Origin of the sequence: Streptomyces sp. 4N509B, from assembly GCF_052245655.1 — a bacterium.
Taxonomy (GTDB): domain Bacteria; phylum Actinomycetota; class Actinomycetes; order Streptomycetales; family Streptomycetaceae; genus Streptomyces.
In genome coordinates, this window is the sequence record NZ_JBQQBZ010000026.1 from 48,334 (window position 1) to 66,938 (window position 18,605).

The 18,605-nt window shown below is 74.9% G+C and carries 12 protein-coding genes and 2 tRNA genes; 7 read left to right on the forward strand and 7 right to left on the reverse strand.

Annotated features, from left to right (window positions below; genetic code table 11):
• Nucleotides 1-105: 105 nt before the first annotated feature.
• Complete coding sequence (locus tag ACTWP5_RS22245) at nucleotides 106-1,593, reverse strand: MFS transporter (protein ID WP_443222824.1); 1,488 nt, start codon at nucleotides 1,591-1,593, stop codon at nucleotides 106-108.
• A gap of 240 nt (nucleotides 1,594-1,833) precedes the next feature.
• Here ACTWP5_RS22245 and ACTWP5_RS22250 point away from each other — a divergent pair, with 240 nt between their 5' ends.
• Both ACTWP5_RS22250 and ACTWP5_RS22255 read left to right on the forward strand, forming a co-directional pair.
• On the forward strand, nucleotides 1,834-2,484 hold the full coding sequence (locus ACTWP5_RS22250) for a TetR/AcrR family transcriptional regulator (RefSeq protein ID WP_443222825.1): 651 nt from the start codon (nucleotides 1,834-1,836) through the stop codon (nucleotides 2,482-2,484).
• Nucleotides 2,485-2,552: 68 nt separating this feature from the next.
• Complete coding sequence (locus ACTWP5_RS22255; protein WP_443222826.1) at nucleotides 2,553-3,284, forward strand: spermidine synthase; 732 nt, start codon at nucleotides 2,553-2,555, stop codon at nucleotides 3,282-3,284.
• A 298-nt stretch (nucleotides 3,285-3,582) separates the two neighbouring features.
• Here the strand turns inward: ACTWP5_RS22255 and ACTWP5_RS22260 are convergent.
• Nucleotides 3,583-3,655 (reverse strand) — tRNA-Glu (locus tag ACTWP5_RS22260).
• A gap of 305 nt (nucleotides 3,656-3,960) precedes the next feature.
• Between ACTWP5_RS22260 and ACTWP5_RS22265 the strand changes: the two genes are divergently transcribed.
• The 4 genes from ACTWP5_RS22265 (at nucleotide 3,961) to ACTWP5_RS22280 (ending at nucleotide 11,908) form a co-directional block, all read left to right on the forward strand.
• Nucleotides 3,961-7,212 carry a tetratricopeptide repeat protein gene (locus ACTWP5_RS22265; protein ID WP_443222827.1) on the forward strand — a complete coding sequence of 1,084 codons (3,252 nt, stop codon included), beginning with the start codon at nucleotides 3,961-3,963 and terminating at the stop codon, nucleotides 7,210-7,212.
• A gap of 168 nt (nucleotides 7,213-7,380) precedes the next feature.
• Entirely contained in the window at nucleotides 7,381-9,474 is a 2,094-nt protein-coding gene (locus tag ACTWP5_RS22270) for a GTP-binding protein (RefSeq protein WP_443222828.1), read from the forward strand.
• Between the two features lie 217 nt (nucleotides 9,475-9,691).
• Nucleotides 9,692-11,716: a DEAD/DEAH box helicase gene (locus tag ACTWP5_RS22275; protein ID WP_443222829.1), complete on the forward strand. Its 2,025-nt coding sequence runs from the start codon at nucleotides 9,692-9,694 to the stop codon at nucleotides 11,714-11,716.
• A 119-nt stretch (nucleotides 11,717-11,835) separates the two neighbouring features.
• Nucleotides 11,836-11,908: transfer RNA gene (locus tag ACTWP5_RS22280), tRNA-Lys, on the forward strand.
• A gap of 117 nt (nucleotides 11,909-12,025) precedes the next feature.
• Here the strand turns inward: ACTWP5_RS22280 and ACTWP5_RS22285 are convergent.
• Together ACTWP5_RS22285 and ACTWP5_RS22290 are read right to left on the reverse strand one after the other, a co-directional pair.
• Complete coding sequence (locus tag ACTWP5_RS22285; RefSeq protein WP_443222830.1) at nucleotides 12,026-13,303, reverse strand: glycoside hydrolase family 6 protein; 1,278 nt, start codon at nucleotides 13,301-13,303, stop codon at nucleotides 12,026-12,028.
• 610 nt (nucleotides 13,304-13,913) lie between these two features.
• Complete coding sequence (locus tag ACTWP5_RS22290) at nucleotides 13,914-14,264, reverse strand: hypothetical protein (RefSeq protein ID WP_443222831.1); 351 nt, start codon at nucleotides 14,262-14,264, stop codon at nucleotides 13,914-13,916.
• Between the two features lie 260 nt (nucleotides 14,265-14,524).
• On the opposite strand from ACTWP5_RS22290, the gene ACTWP5_RS22295 reads away from it, so the two are divergent.
• Nucleotides 14,525-14,971, forward strand: a complete 447-nt coding sequence (locus ACTWP5_RS22295) for a GNAT family N-acetyltransferase (protein WP_443222832.1) — start codon at nucleotides 14,525-14,527, stop codon at nucleotides 14,969-14,971.
• Here the strand turns inward: ACTWP5_RS22295 and ACTWP5_RS22300 are convergent.
• The 3 genes from ACTWP5_RS22300 to ACTWP5_RS22310 all read right to left on the reverse strand — a co-directional run bounded on the left by ACTWP5_RS22300 (nucleotide 14,934) and on the right by ACTWP5_RS22310 (nucleotide 18,583).
• Nucleotides 14,934-15,974 carry a 1-aminocyclopropane-1-carboxylate deaminase/D-cysteine desulfhydrase gene (locus tag ACTWP5_RS22300; RefSeq protein ID WP_443222833.1) on the reverse strand — a complete coding sequence of 347 codons (1,041 nt, stop codon included), beginning with the start codon at nucleotides 15,972-15,974 and terminating at the stop codon, nucleotides 14,934-14,936. The two genes, ACTWP5_RS22295 and ACTWP5_RS22300, sit on opposite strands and share 38 nt — an antisense overlap.
• Before the next feature lie 72 nt (nucleotides 15,975-16,046).
• The gene (locus tag ACTWP5_RS22305; protein ID WP_443222834.1) at nucleotides 16,047-17,798 is read right to left on the reverse strand and encodes a hypothetical protein; all 1,752 of its coding nucleotides are present in this window, start codon (nucleotides 17,796-17,798) and stop codon (nucleotides 16,047-16,049) included.
• Entirely contained in the window at nucleotides 17,786-18,583 is a 798-nt protein-coding gene (locus ACTWP5_RS22310; protein ID WP_443222835.1) for an ABC transporter ATP-binding protein, read from the reverse strand. The genes ACTWP5_RS22305 and ACTWP5_RS22310 overlap by 13 nt, the downstream gene beginning before the upstream one ends.
• Between the last annotated feature and the right edge of the window lie 22 nt (nucleotides 18,584-18,605).

Genomic DNA, 18,605 nt, shown 5'->3' on the forward strand with positions numbered 1-18,605 from the left:
CGTCCCCCGACGCGGGCGCAGGCGCGGACGCGAGCCTTCCGCGCGCCGGCCGCGCGCCGCGCCGCGTGCCGCCGACCGCCGCTCTCGGCCAGCCGAGGCGGGAGTTCAGCCCCTGGTGACCCCGACGGGCCCGGGGACGACCACCCCGGACGCGCCCCCGCCCCCCGCCACCACGGCCGTCGTGCCCGTCCGCCACCGCCCACCATCGCGTCGTCCGCTCGTTGGCACGAGCAGGGCGACGAGCAGCGCCCCCGCGCCGAGCGCGGTCAGGAGGGCGAACGCCCGGGTGAAGCCGGACTCCGCCGGCGTGCCGCCAGGCAGCAGGGTTGAGGCGATCACCGAGCTGACCACCGCGGTGCCGACGGAGCCGCCGATCGTGCGCAGGTTGGTGTTCATCCCGGAGGCGACGCCCGTCTGGTGTGGTGGGACGCCGCCGACCACGAGGTTGACCGTTGACGAGAAGGCCAGGCCCATCCCGACACCCGCGAGCCCCGTGGCGGAGCAGACCTCCCACCGGCTGTCGTGCAGGAACGCCAGCCAGCCGCAGCCGAGGGTCAGCAGCGCGGAGCCGGCGACCAGCTGGGCCTTCGCGCCCATCACCCGGCTCAGCGCGCCGTTGAGGAAGCCGGGCACGGCCATCCCGACCAGCATGGGCAGCAGGAGCAGCCCGGCGCCCGTGGCCGAGGTGCCGAAGCCGTAGCCGGCGGCGGTCGGGGTCTGAAGGAACATCGGCAGGAACGCGTAGAGGGTGAACATGACCGCGCCGAACAGCAGCGCGACGAGGTTGGTGGTCCAGACGGCGGGCAGCCGCATCAGCCGCATGTCGATGAGGGGGACGGCCGAGCGCAGTTCCAGCCACACCCAGACGGCGCACTGCGCGACGGCCAACGCGAGCAGCCCGAGGACGGGCGCCGAGGTCCAGCCCCAGGCGTCTCCCTTCGTGACCGGCAGCAGCAGGCAGACCAGCCACCCGGACAGCAGGAGTGCCGCGACGGGGTTGAGCCTGCCCGGGGTGCGCACCGGCGACGCGGGCAGGAAACGCAGCGCCAGGAGCCAGATCACCGCCGCCGCGACGGCCGGTATCCAGAACAGCCATCGCCAGCCGAGCAGGCTGACCACCGGGCCGGCCAGCACGACGCCGACGCCGCCGCCGGTCGCGATGACCGAGGAGATCGCGCCGACGGCGGACGGCACACGCGCGGGCGGGAACTCGTCGCGCACGATGGCGAACGCCAGCGGGAGCACGGCCGCCCCGACGCCGTTGAGCGCGCGGCCGGCGATCAGCACGCCGATCGTCGGCGCGGCGGCGGCGACGGCGGACCCGACGGCGGTGACGGCGAGCGCGACGAGCAGGGTCCGTTCCTTGCCGACCATGTCGCCGACGCGCCCGAGCAGCGGTGTCGCGGCCGACGCGGTGAGCAGGTAGGCCGTGACCACCCAGGTCACGGTGGTGGAGGACGTCTCCAGGTCCGACTGGATCTCCGGCAGCACGGGGGTGACCAGCGCCTGGAGCAGCGCGACCAACGCGGTGGCGGCGGCGAGTGCCGCGAAGACGACTCGCGGCGAGGGCGAGGCTCTGCCCGTTCGGGGCATGACAGGATCCTTTGCGCGACGGGGGACGGGAATGCCGCCCCGGGCAGGGGAGCGCCGTCCCCGAGCGGGCGGGCGGCGACGACGGGACGTGAGATACGACGCGACCGAGGGCGACGGCCGCCGAGACGACGGCGGGCTAAAGTGAAGGGGTTCCTTCGGCTTATCGAAGGGGTGCCTTCACTTTAACGAAGGGCCCCCTTCGTTTGTCAACGCCCGGCGGCATGGAGGGAAGGACGTCCGATGGCCACGACCGCACCCGCACCCGCACCCGAATCCGCACCCGCACCCGAACCCGAGGCGGGGGCAGAACCGCGCGTCACCGTGCGCCGCCCCCAGCGCGCCGACGCCCGCCGCAACTTCGACGCGCTCCTCGCCGCCGCCCGCGAGGCGTTCGCCACCGACGGCGTCAACGCCTCCCTGGAGGGGATCGCCCGCCGCGCCGGGGTCAACATCGCCACGCTCTACCGGAACTTCCCGACCCGCGAGCACCTGTTCGAGGCCGTCTACCTCGACGAGGTCGAGGCGCTGGCCCGCTTCGCCACCGAGTTGGGCGAGCTGGACCCGTGGGAGGCCCTCGTCACCTGGCTGCGCCGCTTCGTCAGCTACGCGACCACCAAGAAGGCCATCTACGACGCGCTCAACCACGAGGAGGCGATGTTCGCCTCCTGCCGCCAGCTCATCCGCGCCGCCGGCAGGCCGCTGCTCAGGCGGGCCCAGGAGGCCGGCACGGCCCGCGACGACGTGAGCTTCGAGGACGTGCTCTTCCTGATCAACGGCGTCAGCGGCGCGAACTTCGTGCGCGACGCCCAACGCGACCGGGTCCTCACCATGGCCCTGGACGGCATCCGGGCCCAGGCGCGCGCCCACGACCCCGCCGAGGGGGTGAGATAGTCGAGCGGTCGCGGTCGGCCCAGCCTGCCGGACGGCGTGACGGCGTGACGGCGACGGAAAGGGACCGGATGAGCGCGCGTTTCCAGGAGATCGACTGGTGCCCGACGGAGAAGGGTGAGATCAGCCTGCGACGTCGGCGAGATCCCCTGTCGGGCGCCGACGTCTACGAGGTGAAGCTCGACGACGCGTTCCTCATGTCCAGCCAGTTCACCGCGGGGGAGATCGCGCTCGCCGAGCTCGGCCTCGCGCGGCTGCCGCCGGGTTCCGACCCGGACGTCGTGGTCGGCGGGCTCGGCCTCGGCCACACCGCCGAGGCGGTGCTGGACAATCCGCGCGTGCGCTCGTTGGTCGTCGTCGAGGCCCTCGGAGAGGTGATCGGCTGGCACGAGCGGGGGCTCGTGCCGCTGGGCACGCGCCTGACGTCGGATCCCCGGTGCCGTCTGGTCCGGGGCGACTTCTTCACGATGGCGGCTGACGAGAGCGGTTTCGATCCCGAGGCCCCGGGCCGTCGATTCCACGCCGTCCTGCTCGACATCGACCACGCGCCGGACCACGTCCTGCACCCGGGCCACGCGGCCTTCTACGAGGCCGACGGGCTGCGACGGCTTCGCGCCCACCTCCACCCGGGCGGGGTGTTCGCCCTGTGGTCCAACGATCCTCCGAGCGACCACTTCGGCTCGGTGCTCGCGGAGGTCTTCGTGGACTGCGAGGCGCACGTCGTGACGTTCGACAACCCCCTCCAGGGAGGCACGGCGACGAACACCGTCTACGTGGCGAGGACGCCCCCTTTGTCCACCTGACGGAGAGGGAGAGGTCCGGCCGCCGATCGCGGGAGACGCGAACACGGCGCGCGGGGGAGAGCCGAACCGTCACGGTCATCCCCACGGGCCTCCCCGCAGCGGCGATTTGCCTCAGCGGCGTCCGCCTGAGCGTTCCGGGGCGCTCGAAGCGCCCGTCGAACGGTGGCAGGCGCCAGGAGGGACGGATCACCGCGACGACACCACAGCGACCAGGGGGAATGTCCGACACGACGTCGGCGGCGGCACCACGTGCGAGCGGCGCGGAACACCGCTCACACGCGTGCGCCCATGTTCCGTGTACCCCCGACGGGATTCGAACCCGCGCTACCGCCTTGAAAGGGCGGCGTCCTGGGCCACTAGACGACGGGGGCGGGAGGGCCGCCCTGGGCACCCGAAGGTGCTGGTGGGGGCGAAGGAAGCATAGGGGACCGGCGGGAGATCGGCAAAACACATAGCCGCCTGTGACGGGACAGGGCCAACGACCGGGCGAGCGGCCGGGCCAACGGCCGACTCCGGCCCGGCGGGCCGGCCGGCTCCGGCTCCGACCTCGACCCCGGCTCCGACCCCGGTTCCCGCACCGCCACGCCTCGCCGCCCGCCGGCACGTTTGCCTCGCCGCCCGCTCCTCGGCAGGCTGGAGGCCAGGTGCGACGGGCGGCGCGAAGGGGGCGGACGGCGTGGCGCAACGGAGGCTGACTCGCCAGGAGTTGAACAGGCGACGGCGGCGCAGTGGGTTCGTCGGGCGCGAGCGCGAGCTGGCGCGGTTCCGGGAGAACCTTGGCCGCGACCCACAGGACCGGGATTTCCGCTACCTCTTCCACGTCCACGGCAACGGCGGCATCGGGAAGACCTCCCTCATCCGCCAGTGGGACCAGGCGGCCCGCGAGGCGGGCGCCGTGACCGTGACGTTGAGCGACGACGTGCAGGACCCGGTCGAGGCCATGGAGGCCATCGCCGGCCAGCTCGCACGCCAGGGCCTGGAGCTGAGGACGTTCGAGAAGCGGCTGCGGGACTACCGGCAGCGGCGCCACGAGGTGGAGAGCGCCCAGGCGACGCTCGGCCAGGAGGCGGACCACCCCGGGGCGCCCCCGGGCACGTTCGGGACGCCGGCCCCGGCGGCCTCCCCGGGCACGTCGCCGGGTGAGGCCGCGCCCCCGGCCTCGGTCGGCGGCACGCTGGCGGCCCAGGCCGCCCTCTCCGTCCTCGGGACGGTGCCGGGCGTCGGCGCGCTGACCGGGCCGCTGGACCCGCAGCAGGTCGCCCGCCTGGGCAGCCGGGCCCGCGTGGCCGTCTCCTCCCGCCTGCGCGGGCACGAGGACGTGCAGCTCGTCGTCGCCCCGCTGAAGGTCCTCACCCCCGTCTTCCTGGCCGACCTCGCGGAGGTGGCGCGCCGGCAGACGCTGCTGGTGCTCTTCTTCGACGTCTACGAGCGCACCGGCCCCGTGCTGGACACCTGGCTGCGGGACGTCGTCTGCGAGGAGCGACACGGCTCGCTGGAGGCCAACGTCGTGGTGGTCCTCTCCGGCCAGGGCCGGCTGAACCCCCGGCACTGGGCCGACTGGGCGGACCTGGTCACCGAGACGCCGCTGGAGGTGTTCACGGACGAGGAGGCCCGCGAGCTGCTGACGGCGCGCGGCGTGACCGACGAGGCGACCGTCGAGGTCGTCCTCCAGCTCTCCGGCCGGCTCCCCGTCCTCGTGGACATGCTGGCGCAGCCCCACCCCGCGAGCCCCGGCGAGGTCGTGGACGGCTCGGAGACGGCGGTGGAGCGCTTCCTGAAGTGGGAGCACGACCCGGCGCGGCGGGCGGCGGCCCTCTCCTGCGCGCTGCCGCTCCGCGTCGACGAGGACGTCTGCGCCGTCCTCGCACCCGAGGGCGCCGCGGACCGGTACGCGTGGCTGCGCGGCCTGCCGTTCGTCAGCGACGACAAGGGCCGGGGCCGCTACCACGACGTCGTGCGCGACCTGATGCTGCGCCTCCAGCGCACCCAGTCCCCGTCCCGGTGGGCCGAGCAGCACACCCGGCTCGCCGACGCCTTCCGCGAGCGGCGCCTCGCGCTGGAGGAGGCCATCGCCGAGGACGAGCGCTGGCGCGACGCGGAGTGGCGCGAGCAGCGGCTCAACGAGACCTACCACCGCCTGTGCGCCGCGCCCCGGCAGGCGCTGACGCCCGCGCTGGAGGAGGCGGCGGCGGCCTGCGACCACGGCCTCGCGACCCTGCGCCGCTGGGCCGGAATCCTCCGCCAGGCCGGCCGCGACGCCGACTCCTCGACCCTGGCGGAGTGGGGAGAACGCCTTTCCGAGAACCCCACGACGGCCGGCGACCCTCCTGGCGACGGAACCGGGGACGCAGCTGGTGAGCCTCCCGCCGACGCCGTCCGCGTCGCCCTGACCCACCTGCTGGCCCACACGCCCCTGAGCCCGTCCGCCCGAGCCCGGATCCTGACGTTCCGCGCCCGGCGCCACAACACCGTCGGCCGCTACGAGCAGACCGTCGACGACGCGTCGCGTGCCCTCGCGCTCGACCCGGAGTCGGTGGACGCGTACTACGAGCGGGGCCGTGCCCACTGGCGCCTCGGCCGGTTCGAGGATGCCGTGGCCGACCACCGCCGCGTCCTGGAGACGGTGCCCGGACACACACGCGCCCTCGCCCACCAGGGTGACGCCCTCCGCTGTATGGGGAACCACGACGAAGCGGTCGCCGTTCTGAACCGTGCGCTCGAGCATGACCCCGAGTACGCGTGGGCGCTCGGCTGCCGTGGCGTCGCCTACTTCGCCATGGAGCGCTACGAGGAGGCGCTGGCCGACCTCGACCGCGCGGTCGACCTCGACCCGCGGTACACGTGGGCCTTCGCCCTGCGCGGGATGGTCCACCGCAGGATCGGGCGTTACGAGGAGGCGTTGGCCGACTTCGACCGTGCGCTCGACCTGGATCCGGCGTACGTGTGGGCCTTCGCCCATCGTGGCGAGCTCCACTCCTCCCTTGAGCGGTACGACCCTGCGCTCGGGGACCTGAACAGCGCGGTCGACCTCGACCCGCGGTACACGTGGGCCCTCGCCCAGCGCGGGAGGGTCCACCGGAAGGCCGGGCGTTACGAGGAGGCGTTGGCCGACTTCGACCGTGCGCTCGACCTGAACCCGGAGGACCCCTGGCCCCTCGCCCAGCGGGGCGTGGTCCACCGGGAGACCGGGCGGTACGAGGAGGCGTTGGCCGACTTCGACCGCGCGCTCGACCTCGGTCCCGAGGGGCAGTGGATCGTGAACGCGCGTGGCCTGGCGTACCACCAGATGGGGCGGTGGGCCGAGGCGTTGGCCGACTACGACCGTGCGCTCGCCCTGGACCCGGAGGACCCCTGGCCCCTCGCCCAGTGCGGTCACGTCCACCTGGCGCGGGCGGACTACGAGCGGGCGGTGCGTGACTACGACCGTGCGCTCGACCTCGGGTACGACCGTGCCCTGTGGACCCACACCAAGCGGGGAGAGGCCCACCTCCTGCTCGGTGACCTCGACGCGGCGCGGCGGGACCTCGCGCGGGCGGCGGAGCTGGGTGGCGCGGACGTCGGGTGGTCGCGGCTGCTGCTCGCGCTCGTCCACCGGCGGGCCGGCGACCCGGCGGAGGAGGACGCCTGGCGGGAGGCCGAGACGGCGTTCGCCGCCAGCGGCGGACCGGACGGGGAGCCGGGCGGGGAGCCGGACGACGTCGGCCTGGGGAACCTCTTCCTCCTGCGCTGCCTGCGGGCCGAATGGGACGGCGCGGCGACCGCGCTCGACCGGTTCCTCCAGGCCCCGCCGCAGCCCTGGACGTATCGGGAGGCGGCGAACCTCCTCGACCGGCTCGGGCCCGTGGCGGGCGTCGATCCCGCGCGGCTCGCCCCGCTGCGGGAGCGGCTGCTCCGGTCGGCCCCGCCCGCGCCTGGTCCGTCCGCGTAGGCCGTCCGTGTAGGCCAAGCGCCACAAATCGTTTGCCCCGGCGGTGCGCGTCTGCTGCACTGCTGCCCGGTTGTGTCCCCGAACGCAGCGGACAGGAGACGAGCATGCGGCAGGCGTTCGTGTTCGAGACGACGGTAATCGTTGCCTGTTCGGAGGACATGACGCCCTGTGCACATCGTGAACCTGGGGATTCTCGCCCATGTTGACGCCGGTAAGACCAGCCTGACCGAGCGGCTGCTCCACGCGGCCGGGGTCATCGACGCCGTGGGGCGCGTCGATGACGGCACCACGCAGACCGACAGCCTCGCGCTGGAGCGGCAGCGTGGCATCACCATCCGGGCGGCGGTCGCCTCGTTCGTCGTCGACGACGACGTGACCGTCAACCTCATCGACACCCCGGGACACCCCGACTTCATCGCCGAGGTCGAACGCGCGCTCGGCGTGCTGGACGGCGCGGTGCTCGTCGTCTCCGCCGTGGAAGGGGTCCAGGCGCAGACCCGTGTGCTGATGCGCACGGTGCGGCGGCTGCGCATCCCCACCCTCCTGTTCGTCAACAAGGTCGACCGGCGCGGCGCCGACGTCGCGCGCGTGGTGCGGGAGATCGAGCAGAAGCTGGCCGTGGACGTCGTGCCCATGGGCGCGGTGCGCGCGGCCGGCACGCGGGACGCGGCGGTGACGCCGTACGGGTGGGACGACCCCGCGTTCGCGCGGCGGCTCGCCGAGGCGACGGCCGAGCACGACGAGGCGATGCTCGCCGCGTACGTCGAGGACGAGGCCGCGCTCCTGCGCGAGGGCGACCGCGTGCGCGCGGCCTTCGCCGAGCAGGTGCGGCGCTGCCGGATCCACCCCGTCTTCGCCGGCTCGGCGGTCACGGGCGTGGGGGTCGACGCGCTGACGGCGGGCGTCGCCGCCCTCCTGCCGCCGGCCACGGGCGACGCCCGGGGCCCGTCGCGGGGGTCGGTCTTCAAGGTGGAGCGCGGCCCGGCGGGGGAGCGGGTGGCGTACGTGCGGATGTTCTCGGGCGCGGTGCGCGTGCGGGACCTCGTCCGCTTCGGTCAAAGCGGCGGTCAGCGCGGGCGGGCGAAGGTCACCGCTGTTCACGTGTTCGACCGTGGTGGGGCGCGGCAGCGGCGGGAGGTCGTGGCCGGGGAGATCGCGCAGCTGCGCGGCCTGACGGGCGTGCGGATCGGCGACGTGCTCGGGGATGCGTCGGACGACGTGTCGGGCGACGCGTCCGCTGACGGACCCGCCGACGGGCCCGCGCGCGGCGCCTTCGCGCCCCCGTCGTGGGAGACCGTCGTCGTGGCGGACCGCCCCGCCGACCACGGCCCCCTGCTGCGGGCGCTGTCGGAGCTCGCCGAGCAGGACCCGTTGATCAACGTCCGCCAGGACGACGAACGCGGCGAGGTTGCCCTCTCCCTCTACGGCGAGGTGCAGAAGGAGATCATCCAGGCCACCCTGGCCGCCGACTACGGACTCGCCGTCACGTTCCGCGAGACCACGACGATTCACGTGGAACGTCCGGCCGGCGTCGGCGAGGCCCTGGAGATCCTGCGCCGCGACGCCAACCCGTTCCTCGCGACCGTCGGGCTGCGCGTCGAACCGGCACCCGTCGGCTCCGGGATCACCTTCCGGCTGGCCCCGGGCGTCGGCGTCGAGTCGATCCCGCTCTACGTCTACGGAAGGGTCGCCACCTTCCGGGAGGCGATGGCCGAGACCGTCACCCGGACGCTGCGGCAGGGGCTCGCCGGCTGGCAGGTCACCGACTGCCTCGTCACCCTGACCCGATCCGGCTACGACCCCCCGGGGACCACGGCGCGGGACGTGAAACTCCTCACCCCACTGGTGCTGATGGCCGCGCTGCGACGGGCCGGCACCGTCGTCTGCGAGCCGATCCTCCGCTTCCGGCTGGAGGCCCCGGTCGACACCGTCTCCGAGGTGCTGCCCCTGCTGGCGCGGCTCGGCGCCGTCCCGGACGCGCCACCGGCCGCCCGCGGCCCGCTGTGCGAGGTGACCGGCGAGGTCCCGGCGCGCCGTGCCCACGAGGTGCAGCGACGGCTGCCGGCGTTGACGCGCGGCGAGGGCGTGTTGGATCTCACTCCCAGCCGTCACGCCCCCGTTCGGGGCCGCGCCCCTGCCAGGGCCCGGACCGGGCGGAACCCGCTCAACCGCACGGAGTACCTGCTCCAGCTCGCCGGCCGGGTCCGGGGCGGGTCGGGTCCGGGTCGTGGCGCGGTCGAGGCCGAGTCGGTGGGAGAGTGAGGCACGGCCGATAACGGATTTGCTCGCGGCGTGACACCGTGCGTATGCTTGTAGATCGTTTGATCCCACTTGCCCGGCGCCCCCACCGAAGCGCGCCGTGTGGCGCGTACCTCGCCCAAGCCGGGGCCGACCGCATCCAGGCGGTCATGAGCACCTGCGGAACCGGAGCCAAGGCGCGTGCCGACCAAGACCGACTCCGGAAGGTGTTTCACCTCGCATGTCCGCTCCTGCCACCATCATCACCACCGACGACCTTGAGGACGGCGTCCTCGGTCTCGACGACTCCACGCTCGACGACTCCGCCCTCGACGACGCGACGCTCGACGACGCGTCCCTCGACGAGGCGGACGACGAGCCGACCATGACCTTCGCCGACCTGGGCCTGCCGCAGCAGGTCGTGCGCCGCCTCGCCGACCACGGCGTCACCACCCCGTTCCCCATCCAGGCGGCCACGATCCCCGACGCCCTCGCCGGCCACGACATCCTCGGCCGGGGCCGCACCGGCTCGGGCAAGACCCTCAGCTTCGGCCTGCCGACCCTGGCCCGCCTCGCCGGCGCCAGGACCCGGCCGGGCCACCCGCGGGCCGTGATCCTCACGCCGACGCGCGAGCTGGCGATGCAGGTCTCCGCCGCGCTGGAGCCCTACGGCGAGCTGCTGAAGCTGCGCATGAAGGTCGTGTGCGGCGGCACCTCCATGGGGAACCAGATCTACGCGCTGGAGCGCGGCGTCGACATCCTCGTCGCCACCCCCGGCCGGCTGCGTGACGTCATCAAGCGCGGCGCGTGCTCGCTGGACGAGGTCGAGATCGCCGTCCTCGACGAGGCCGACCAGATGTCCGACCTCGGCTTCCTGCCCGAGGTCACCGAACTGCTCGACATGGTGCCGGCCGGCGGCCAGCGGATGCTGTTCTCCGCCACGCTGGAGCGCGAGATCGACACCCTCGTCAAGCGGTACCTGGTCGACCCGGTCAGCCACCAGGTCGACGCCGCCCAGGGCGCGGTCACCACGATGAGCCACCACGTGCTGGTCGTGAAGCCGCGCGACAAGGCGCCGCTGACCGCCGCCATCGCCGCCCGCGAGGGCCGCACCATCGTCTTCGTCCGCACCCAGCTCGGGGCCGACCGCGTCGCCGAGCAGCTGCGCGAGGCGGGCGTGCGGGCCGACGCGCTGCACGGCGGCATGACGCAGGGCGCCAGGACGCGGACCCTCGCCGACTTCAAGGACGGCAAGGTGCGCGCCCTCGTCGCCACGGACGTCGCCGCGCGCGGCATCCACGTCGACGGTGTGGACGTCGTGCTCAACGTCGACCCGGCCGGCGACCACAAGGACTACCTCCACCGCTCCGGCCGCACGGCGCGCGCCGGGCGCTCGGGCACCGTCGTCTCGCTGGCCCTGCCGCACCAGCGGCGCACCATCTTCCGGCTGATGGAGGATGCGGGCGTCGACGCCGAGCGGCACGTCATCGGGCGCGGCGACCTCTTCCGTGAGGAGCTGGCCGAGATCGTCGGCGCCCGCTCGCTGAGCGAGGTGCAGGCCGAGGCCGCCACGCGGGCCGCCCGCCACGCCGAGCGTGAGGCGGCACGGCTCGCCCGCGAGCTGGACCGCGCCAAGGAGCGCGCGGCGGAGCTGCGCGGCGAGGCGGAGCGTCTCATCGGGCGCGCGGCGCGCGAGCGCGGCGACGACCCGGCCGAGGCCATCGCCCAGGCCGTGGCCGAGGCGGAGCGCGAGGCCGAGCGGGAGGCGCGCGAGGCGGAGGCCGAGGCCGCCCGCCAGGCGCGGGAGGCGGCGCGCCAGGCGCGCGCCGAGGAACGCCGCCGCGACCGCGACCGGGACTTCCGCGACCGTGGCGACCGCGGGGACCGTGGCGGCGACCGCCGTGGCGGTTACCGCGACCGCGACCGGGACTTCCGTGACCGGGACCGCGACCGTGACCGTGACCGGGACTTCCGTGGCGACCGCGACCGTTTCCGTGACCGCGACAGGGACCGGGACCGTGATCGGGACCGCGACCGCCGCCCGTTCGGCCACCAGCGCGACCGGGACCGCGACCGCGACCGGGACTTCCGCGACCGCGGGGAGCGCGGGGACCGTGGCGGCGACCGCCGTGGTGGCTTCCGCGAGCACCACGGCCGCGACCAGCGCCCGTTCTCCCACGGTGGCGGGCACGGCGGCGGCCACGGCGGCGGTCACAGCCGTGACGGCTTCCGCCGTTCCGACAAGCCCCGCTGGAAGCGCGGCTGATTCCGGCTCGGCCCCGACTCGGTCCCGGCTCGACCGCGACTCGAACAACTGACCCGGCGCACCGGCGGGCCCGAAACACCTCGGGCCCGCCGGTGCCGTCCGGGCTATGCTGCTTCCACGGGCCGCTAGCTCAATTGGCAGAGCAGAGGACTTTTAATCCTTTGGTTGAGGGTTCGAGTCCCTCGCGGCCTACGCGCGTACAACAGCCCCACCCGCGGCTTCCCGCCGCGGTGGGGCTTTCGCGTGGCGTGGGGCCGCCAGCGTCACGCCCCCGCACCGAACGATCTCGTGACCGGGTCTCGGCGTCTCTCACAGGGGTGGGTGGGCGGCCGCCAGGAGCTGCCGGAAGTGGGCCGAGAACCAGTGGTTGGTGGGTGGGGCGTCGGGGAGGGCGCCGGTCCTGTCCGGGTCGCACTCCGCGAAGGCGAAGCCCTGGCCGTCGGTGCCGGCCTCCGGAGAGCCGTCCGAGCGGCCGGGGGGCTTGAGCCACGCGTAGGCGTCCACGCCGGGCGCGGGCGCGGCGGTGGGGCGTTCGCCGAGGCCGGCGTGGGGCTGGTTGCACCAGTAGGTGCGGTCGGCGCGGAGGTCGCGGCCGTCGGCCCAGCCGTTGCGGGAGGTGTCGACGAGCAGGCCGAGGCCGGCGTCGAAGCCCGCGGCCACGGCCGCCGCGCGGAAGGCGGCGGCGTACGCGAGCTCGCCGTCGAAGACGGTGTCGACGTCGCCGGTCAGCAGGCCGTGGTTGGACACGTTCGTCGCCAGGCCGTGGACGTCCGCGAGGCTGCCGCCGGCGGCGGTCGCGGCCTCGGCCAGCAGGTCGACGGCCGCCGGCAGGAGGGCGGCGGTGTCCTGCTCGGCGAACCAGCCGTGGTGGGCGATGTCGAGGTACGGGTAGACGTTGGGCAGCGCGCCGAGCGTCGCGACGGCGTGGCCGATGGCCCGCGCGTAGCCGCCGCCCGCCAGCATCGCGTCGCACTCGGGGGTGGCCTCCGGGCGGGGCGAGACGTGGGTGGTGAGGTACGGCAGCAGCGAGAACGGCTCGATCACGGCGACGAACCGCAGCTCGGCGTAGGCGGGGTCGGAGAGGATCTCGGCGACGGGGTCGAGGAAGTCGAAGCGGTACCGGTCGATCTCGTCGTGGGCGAACTCGCCGTCGGAGCGCGTCAGGGCGCAGTCCCGGCCCGGCGCGTTGTACAGCACGAGCTGCACGACGTCGGCGCCCTGCGCGAGCGCGGTGTCGAGGTGGTCGGGCAGGCCCATGGTGACGCCGTCGCCGACGAGCGAGTCGACGCTGTCCAGCCAGACCGCCGTCGGCTGGCCGGAGACCGCCTCGCCGCCGGGCTCGGAGGCGGCCTGGGCCGACCACTCGGGATCGACGTAGACCCGTGCGTCGCCGGCGTAGGGGTTGTCCAGCTTCGGCGACGGCGTCGGCGTCGGCGTCGGGGGTGGCGGCTGGGCGGCGGCGGGGGAGAACACGGCCGCCAAGGCGGCGAGCAGCGCGAGCGTCGCGGAGAGCGCGACGACCGCTGCCCGCAGCGGCGCTCGTCTCGGCGCTCCAACGCGCGGGCGGGGTAACGGGGAACGGGACATGCCGACGGGCTCCCTTCGCTGCTACACGCTTCTGCCGCGTGATGTCTGGACGCCCGCGACCCGTGCGGGCCACCGGACGCGGTCGTGCGGGGAGCGCTCCCGTACTGCCCTCGACCCATCAGCGTATCCGCGCCGCACCAGGGGCGGAACACGGTGGAAGGCGACGGAACGCGACGGTCGGCGAGGTGCCGCGCGCCCGCACGAGCCGCCGAGGAGCCGGCGCTAAGGCGACACGGTCCCAGCCCAGTGCCCCGGAGCGGGAGCCGCCCTCGGCGGCCCCGGGCCGTGCACTCCACAGGAGTGAAGCCCACAGGAACCGGTGTGCCGCCGCGAACAGCGGCGGGGCGTTCGCCCGTACGCGACCACCCCAGCCAGATGGTCGCTCTCTGCCCCAACTGCCACGCGATCAAGACGCGGGGGCGAACGCGTGAGGAGTTGCGCGCGATCCTTCGGGACGTCGCGGCGAGGAGCCACCAGCGCTGGACCATGTCGTCGTAGGCGGGTGGGCCTCGCCCGGTACGGCGGGGCCCGCGCCGGACGTCGTCCTCGTCGGTCGGCGTGGGCCGGGACCAGCACGGGCCGTTGCGGAGGGCGGTGCGCCGGGAGTCTGCTAGCTGATGGCCGCTCGCCAGGAGTACTGGCCCTGGGGCAGGAAGACGGTCAGGCCCGGGAGGAGGCTCGTCCCGGTGCCGGCGCAGGTGGTGCCGGAGTAGTAGAAGACGCGGAGGTTCGACCAGTTGGAGAGGGCGAAGGTGGTCGCCGGGGTGGAGTGGCACTGGGTGTCGACCGGGTCCACGCAGGCCAGGCCGGTGGTCGCGTGGGCGCAGACCCCCGTCTGGAGCGGGACGCCGACGGGGGTCGCCGACGCCTCGGGCAGGGACGGTGGTGCGGCGAGAGCGGCTGTCGCGGCGGCGGCCACGACGCCCACCGCGAGGGCGGACCTGATGCGTGGACGGGTCATGGGACGCTCCGTTCCTCGGGCCCTCACGGCGCGGGGGTGAGGGCGTTCATCGGTCGGGATTCCCCGGGGTGGTCGGCCGGATGCGGTGGGCGTGCCGACCCGGGGAAGCACCGACGCGTCCGCCCGGGGCGTCCGGCTCGCGGCCCCTCCCCGGCGCGCGCCCGTCGCGGCCCGTCAACGGCTGCGCGCCGCTCGGGCCGGGCGGTTCGGGCCGGCAGCCCGGCGGCCCGGCGGCTCGGCAGCCCGCCTACGATGCGGCCATGGCGATCACCTACGAGTGGCGCGGCGGCTTCGACAACGGTGAGGTGAACACCCTCCACGCGGAGGCGTTCGAGCACGCCGAGCTGCCCATCGACTGGGAGACGCAGCTGCGTCGCCACAGCCTCGGCTGGGTTTGCGCCCGCCGGGAGGACGGCCGGCTGGCGGGGTTCGTCAACGTCGCGTGGGACGGCGGGGTTCACGCCTTCGTCCTCGACACGATGGTCGCCGCCGAGCAGCGCGGGGCGGGGGTGGGGCGGGAGCTGGTGGCCGCCGCGGTCGCGGGCGCGCGGTCGGCGGGCTGCGAGTGGCTCCACGTCGACTTCGAGGAGCACCTGCGGCCGTTCTACTTCGGGGCGTGCGGCTTCGAGCCGACCCAGGCGGGGCTCATCGCGCTGCCCGCGCTGCCCCCTACGACGCCGCCGCGGGCGGGTCGGGCGGACCCGTGACGACGGCGGTGACGCGGGTGCCGGGAGGAAGGACCCCCGTGCCGGCGAGGCCGTGGACGGCTCGCAGCATCTTCGCCACGTAGCGCCGTTCGACGCGCAGGCCGTGCCGTTGCTCGAAGTCCGCCGCGAACGCCTCCAGTTCGGCCGGGACGCGGCCGTAGCCCCCGCCGTGGTGGTCGTGGTCGATCCGCCAGTTCGTGAAGCTCCGGCCGCCCCAGCCGCGCGCGTGGAGGCGGGACACCTCGCCGTCGAGGTACGTCGCGCCGCGCAGCACGGCGACGCCCAGCGCGCGGGAGCCCGGGGGCAGGGCGGCGGCGATGCCGGCGAGGGTGCCTCCGGTGCCGACGGCGCAGCAGACGACGTCCCGCTCGCCGAGCGCCCCCCGCCCCGGCTCCCACTCCTGTTCGCGCAGCTCCGCGACGAGCGTCGCCGCGCCGCGCGCCGCGAGCGCGTTGGACCCGCCCTCGGGGAGCACCCGGCACGGACCCCAGCGCTCCGTCAGCCGGCGGACGGTCTCCGGGTCGTCGAGGCCGCCGAGGACGCGGCGGTAGGTGGCGCGGTCGACGAAGTGCAGGCGCATGCCGTGTTCCTCCGCCTGCCGCAGCGACCAGTTGCGGGGCGCGTCGGCCAGTTCGTCGCCGCGGATGACGCCGACGGCGGACAGGCCGCAGGCGTTCGCCGCCGCCGCGACGGCGCGGACGTGGTGGGAGTAGGCGCCGCCGAAGGTGAGCAGCCGGGTGTGGCCCTCGGCGAGGGCCGCCCGCAGGTTCGGCAGGAGCTTGCGCCACTTGTTGCCCGACACCAGCGGGTGGATGAGGTCGTCACGCTTCAGCCGCAGCTCCACCCCGGCCCGGGACAGGCGCGGGTCGGAGAGCGGCGTCACGGGCGAGGGCAGAGCCGCCGCCGACAGCAGCCCTGACAACGACGGCGGCCGCGGCGAGGGCGGCTGCTGCGACGAGGGCGACGGCGACGGCGGCGGCGGAGGGGTGGCGGAGGGCCTCATCCACTCACCGTATGACGAGGTGACGGGGACGGCCCACGTGAGCCCGTCCGTCCCCGTCGCGTCCGCCGCGCGTCACGTCCCGATGGGCTTGCGCTCCTGGTTGCTCCTGATGGCGTTGCGCTCCATCGCGTCCAGCCAGCCCCGCCCCGACGGCTGCTGCTGGGACGCGACGGACCTGCCGTAGCGCAGGCGGACGAACGTCTCCGGCAGCCGGGCCGCCAGCCTGCGGTGCGCGATCCGCCCCAGCAGCCAGGCGACGAGGACGCCGTTGGCCAGCCCGACGAGGATCGCAGCCCCCGCCAGCCAGGCGGTGCCGCTCGCGTGCCCCGCGACGGCCAGCGCCACGGTCGGCAGCGTCAGCAGCGGCGTCACGGACATCGCGATCCAGAACTGGTACGAGACGTCACCCGCGTCGTTCGGCCCCACCCGGTACCTGGGGTCGACGCCGGGCGTCGCCGCGACGACCGACAGCAGCACCGCCGACCCGATCCCGGCGCCCAGCAGCGCGGGCAGCGTCGCCGCCACCAGCGGCCAGGCCCAGTGCGCCCCCGACAGCAGCGTGAAGACCACCGTCAGCACCACCGACGGGGGTCCGAAGAGGATCAGCAGCGCGGCCTGCCGCCCCCGGACGTCGTCCCGCACCGTGCGGGGCCCGGCGCCGACCACCGTCATCCAGAACGCGGTGCCGTCCTGCCCCAGCAGGTTGCAGCCGCACAGCGTCGCCATCAGCGCCACCGCGACCCCGGCGAACGGCAGGATCTCCGCGTTCCCGCTGGGCAGCGCGATCACCACGAGGAAGACCGAGATCCACGCGGCGCACTGGAGCTCCAGCGAGCGCCACGGGTCCCGCCACCACTGACGTAGCTCCTTGCCCGTCACCGCGCCGAGCGGGGTGTCGGGCAGCAGCGGCCTGCCGGTGGCGACGCGGCTGCCCAACGGGCGACGGCCGCGCCGCGGGTGCCGTGGCAGCCGTGGCGTCAGGACGAGCGAGCACAGCACGGCGAGGACCAGCGCCGCGCCGGCCAGCGCCAGCAGCCAGCCGGCGGCCGTTCCCCAGCGGCCGTCGCCCGCCGCCTCGACGGCGAGCACCGGCCAGGACGTCGGCGACGCCTCCAGCGCGCGGGCCGCGCTCTCGCTCGGCAGGCCGTCCTCGATCACGGTCCGCAGGCCCTGCTCGACGCCGGCGACCGCCATCCAGCCCGTCGTCAGCCCCGCCAGGAGCGCCCCGTACTGGATCGCGGTGATCGTGACCCCGAGCCGTGAGCCCATCGCGGAGCCCATCAGCGCGTAGACCAGCCGGGACAGCGCCACCATCAGCACCAGCGACAGCGGCACCGCGAGCAGCGCGACCGCGATCGCGCCGGGCGTGGCCATCGTCGATGAAGCCGTCGCCGAAGCCGAAGCCGAAGCCGACGCCGACGCCGCCGACGACACGTCCGCCGCGTGGACGGTCAGCGCGGCCAGCGACAGCACGGTGACCGCCGGGCCGACGCCGACGCAGGACGCCGCCAGCAGCGCGAGGCCCAGGCGCCGTCGCTCGATCGGCATCAGCGCGAAGAACGCCGGCCGCAGCACCCCCGCGCCCGAGGCCAGGACCGGCCCGAGCATCCAGCCCGCGCACCAGACCGCGAGGAGGAGCAGGAGCACGTCGTGCCGGGCGGACTCGCCGTCGGCGAGCAGCACGGCCGCCCACGTGGCGGCGACGGCGGCCGGCCAGCACAGGCGCCTGGCGAGCCGGGTGCCCTCGGAGGAGTGGCCGAGGATGGTGAACTTCAGCCCGAGCAGCTCGCGCGTCACGTGCGTGGTGCGGGTCAGACCAGCCACGCCAGGTCCTCCTCGCCGACCTCGCGCCGACCCACCAGGCTCACGAAGGCGTCCTCCAGGGTCCCGTCGCCGCTCACCTCGGCGACCGTGCCGTGGGCGTGCACCCTTCCCCCCGCGATGATCGCGACGCGGTCGCACACCCGCTCCACCAGCGGCATCACGTGACTGGAGAGGATCACCGAGCCGCCGGCCGCCGTGAAGCGTCGCAGGATGGTGGTCAGGACGCGGGCGGAGACGGGGTCGACGGCCTCGTAGGGCTCGTCGAGCACGACGACCTTCGGCGCGTGCAGCAGCGCGGTGGCCAGCCCGATCTTCTTGCGCATCCCCGTCGAGTACTCGATGACGAGGGTGCCGGCCTCCTCCGCCCCGTCCAGCTCCAGCACCCGCAGCAGCTCGGCGGTGCGGGCCTGGACGACGGCGCGGTCGATGCCGCGCAGCCTGCCCCAGTACCCGAGGAGTTCGCCGCCGGTCAGCCGCTCGGGCAGCGCCAGGCCGTCGGGCAGCACGCCGAGCAGGCGCTTGGCCTCCTCCGGCCGCTGCCACACGTCGACCCCGAGGACGCGGGCGGTCCCCGCGTCGGGCCGCAGGAGGCCGACGGCCATCGACAGGGAGGTCGTCTTCCCGGCGCCGTTGGGGCCGACGAGGCCGAGCAGGCAGCCGGGTGGCACCGACAGCGTCACGGCGTCGGCGGCGCGCTCGCCGTTGAAGGACTTCGTCAGCCCGTCCAGCTCGAAGGCGGGCGGGCCGCCGGCGCGTTCGGGCTCGGGCACGGGTGGTCGTGTCATGGACCCACGCTGCCCGGCGCTC

Excerpts from the sequence above, each read along its gene's own strand:
- ACTWP5_RS22245 (WP_443222824.1), bottom strand. The coding sequence starts at position 1,593 with ATGCCCCGAACGGGCAGAGCCTCGCCCTCGCCGCGAGTCGTCTTCGCG.
- ACTWP5_RS22250 (WP_443222825.1), top strand. The coding sequence starts at position 1,834 with ATGGCCACGACCGCACCCGCACCCGCACCCGAATCCGCACCCGCACCC.
- ACTWP5_RS22255 (WP_443222826.1), top strand. The coding sequence starts at position 2,553 with ATGAGCGCGCGTTTCCAGGAGATCGACTGGTGCCCGACGGAGAAGGGT.
- ACTWP5_RS22275 (WP_443222829.1), top strand. The coding sequence starts at position 9,692 with ATGTCCGCTCCTGCCACCATCATCACCACCGACGACCTTGAGGACGGC.
- ACTWP5_RS22285 (WP_443222830.1), bottom strand. The coding sequence starts at position 13,303 with ATGTCCCGTTCCCCGTTACCCCGCCCGCGCGTTGGAGCGCCGAGACGA.
- ACTWP5_RS22290 (WP_443222831.1), bottom strand. The coding sequence starts at position 14,264 with ATGACCCGTCCACGCATCAGGTCCGCCCTCGCGGTGGGCGTCGTGGCC.
- ACTWP5_RS22295 (WP_443222832.1), top strand. The coding sequence starts at position 14,525 with ATGGCGATCACCTACGAGTGGCGCGGCGGCTTCGACAACGGTGAGGTG.
- ACTWP5_RS22300 (WP_443222833.1), bottom strand. The coding sequence starts at position 15,974 with ATGAGGCCCTCCGCCACCCCTCCGCCGCCGCCGTCGCCGTCGCCCTCG.
- ACTWP5_RS22310 (WP_443222835.1), bottom strand. The coding sequence starts at position 18,583 with ATGACACGACCACCCGTGCCCGAGCCCGAACGCGCCGGCGGCCCGCCC.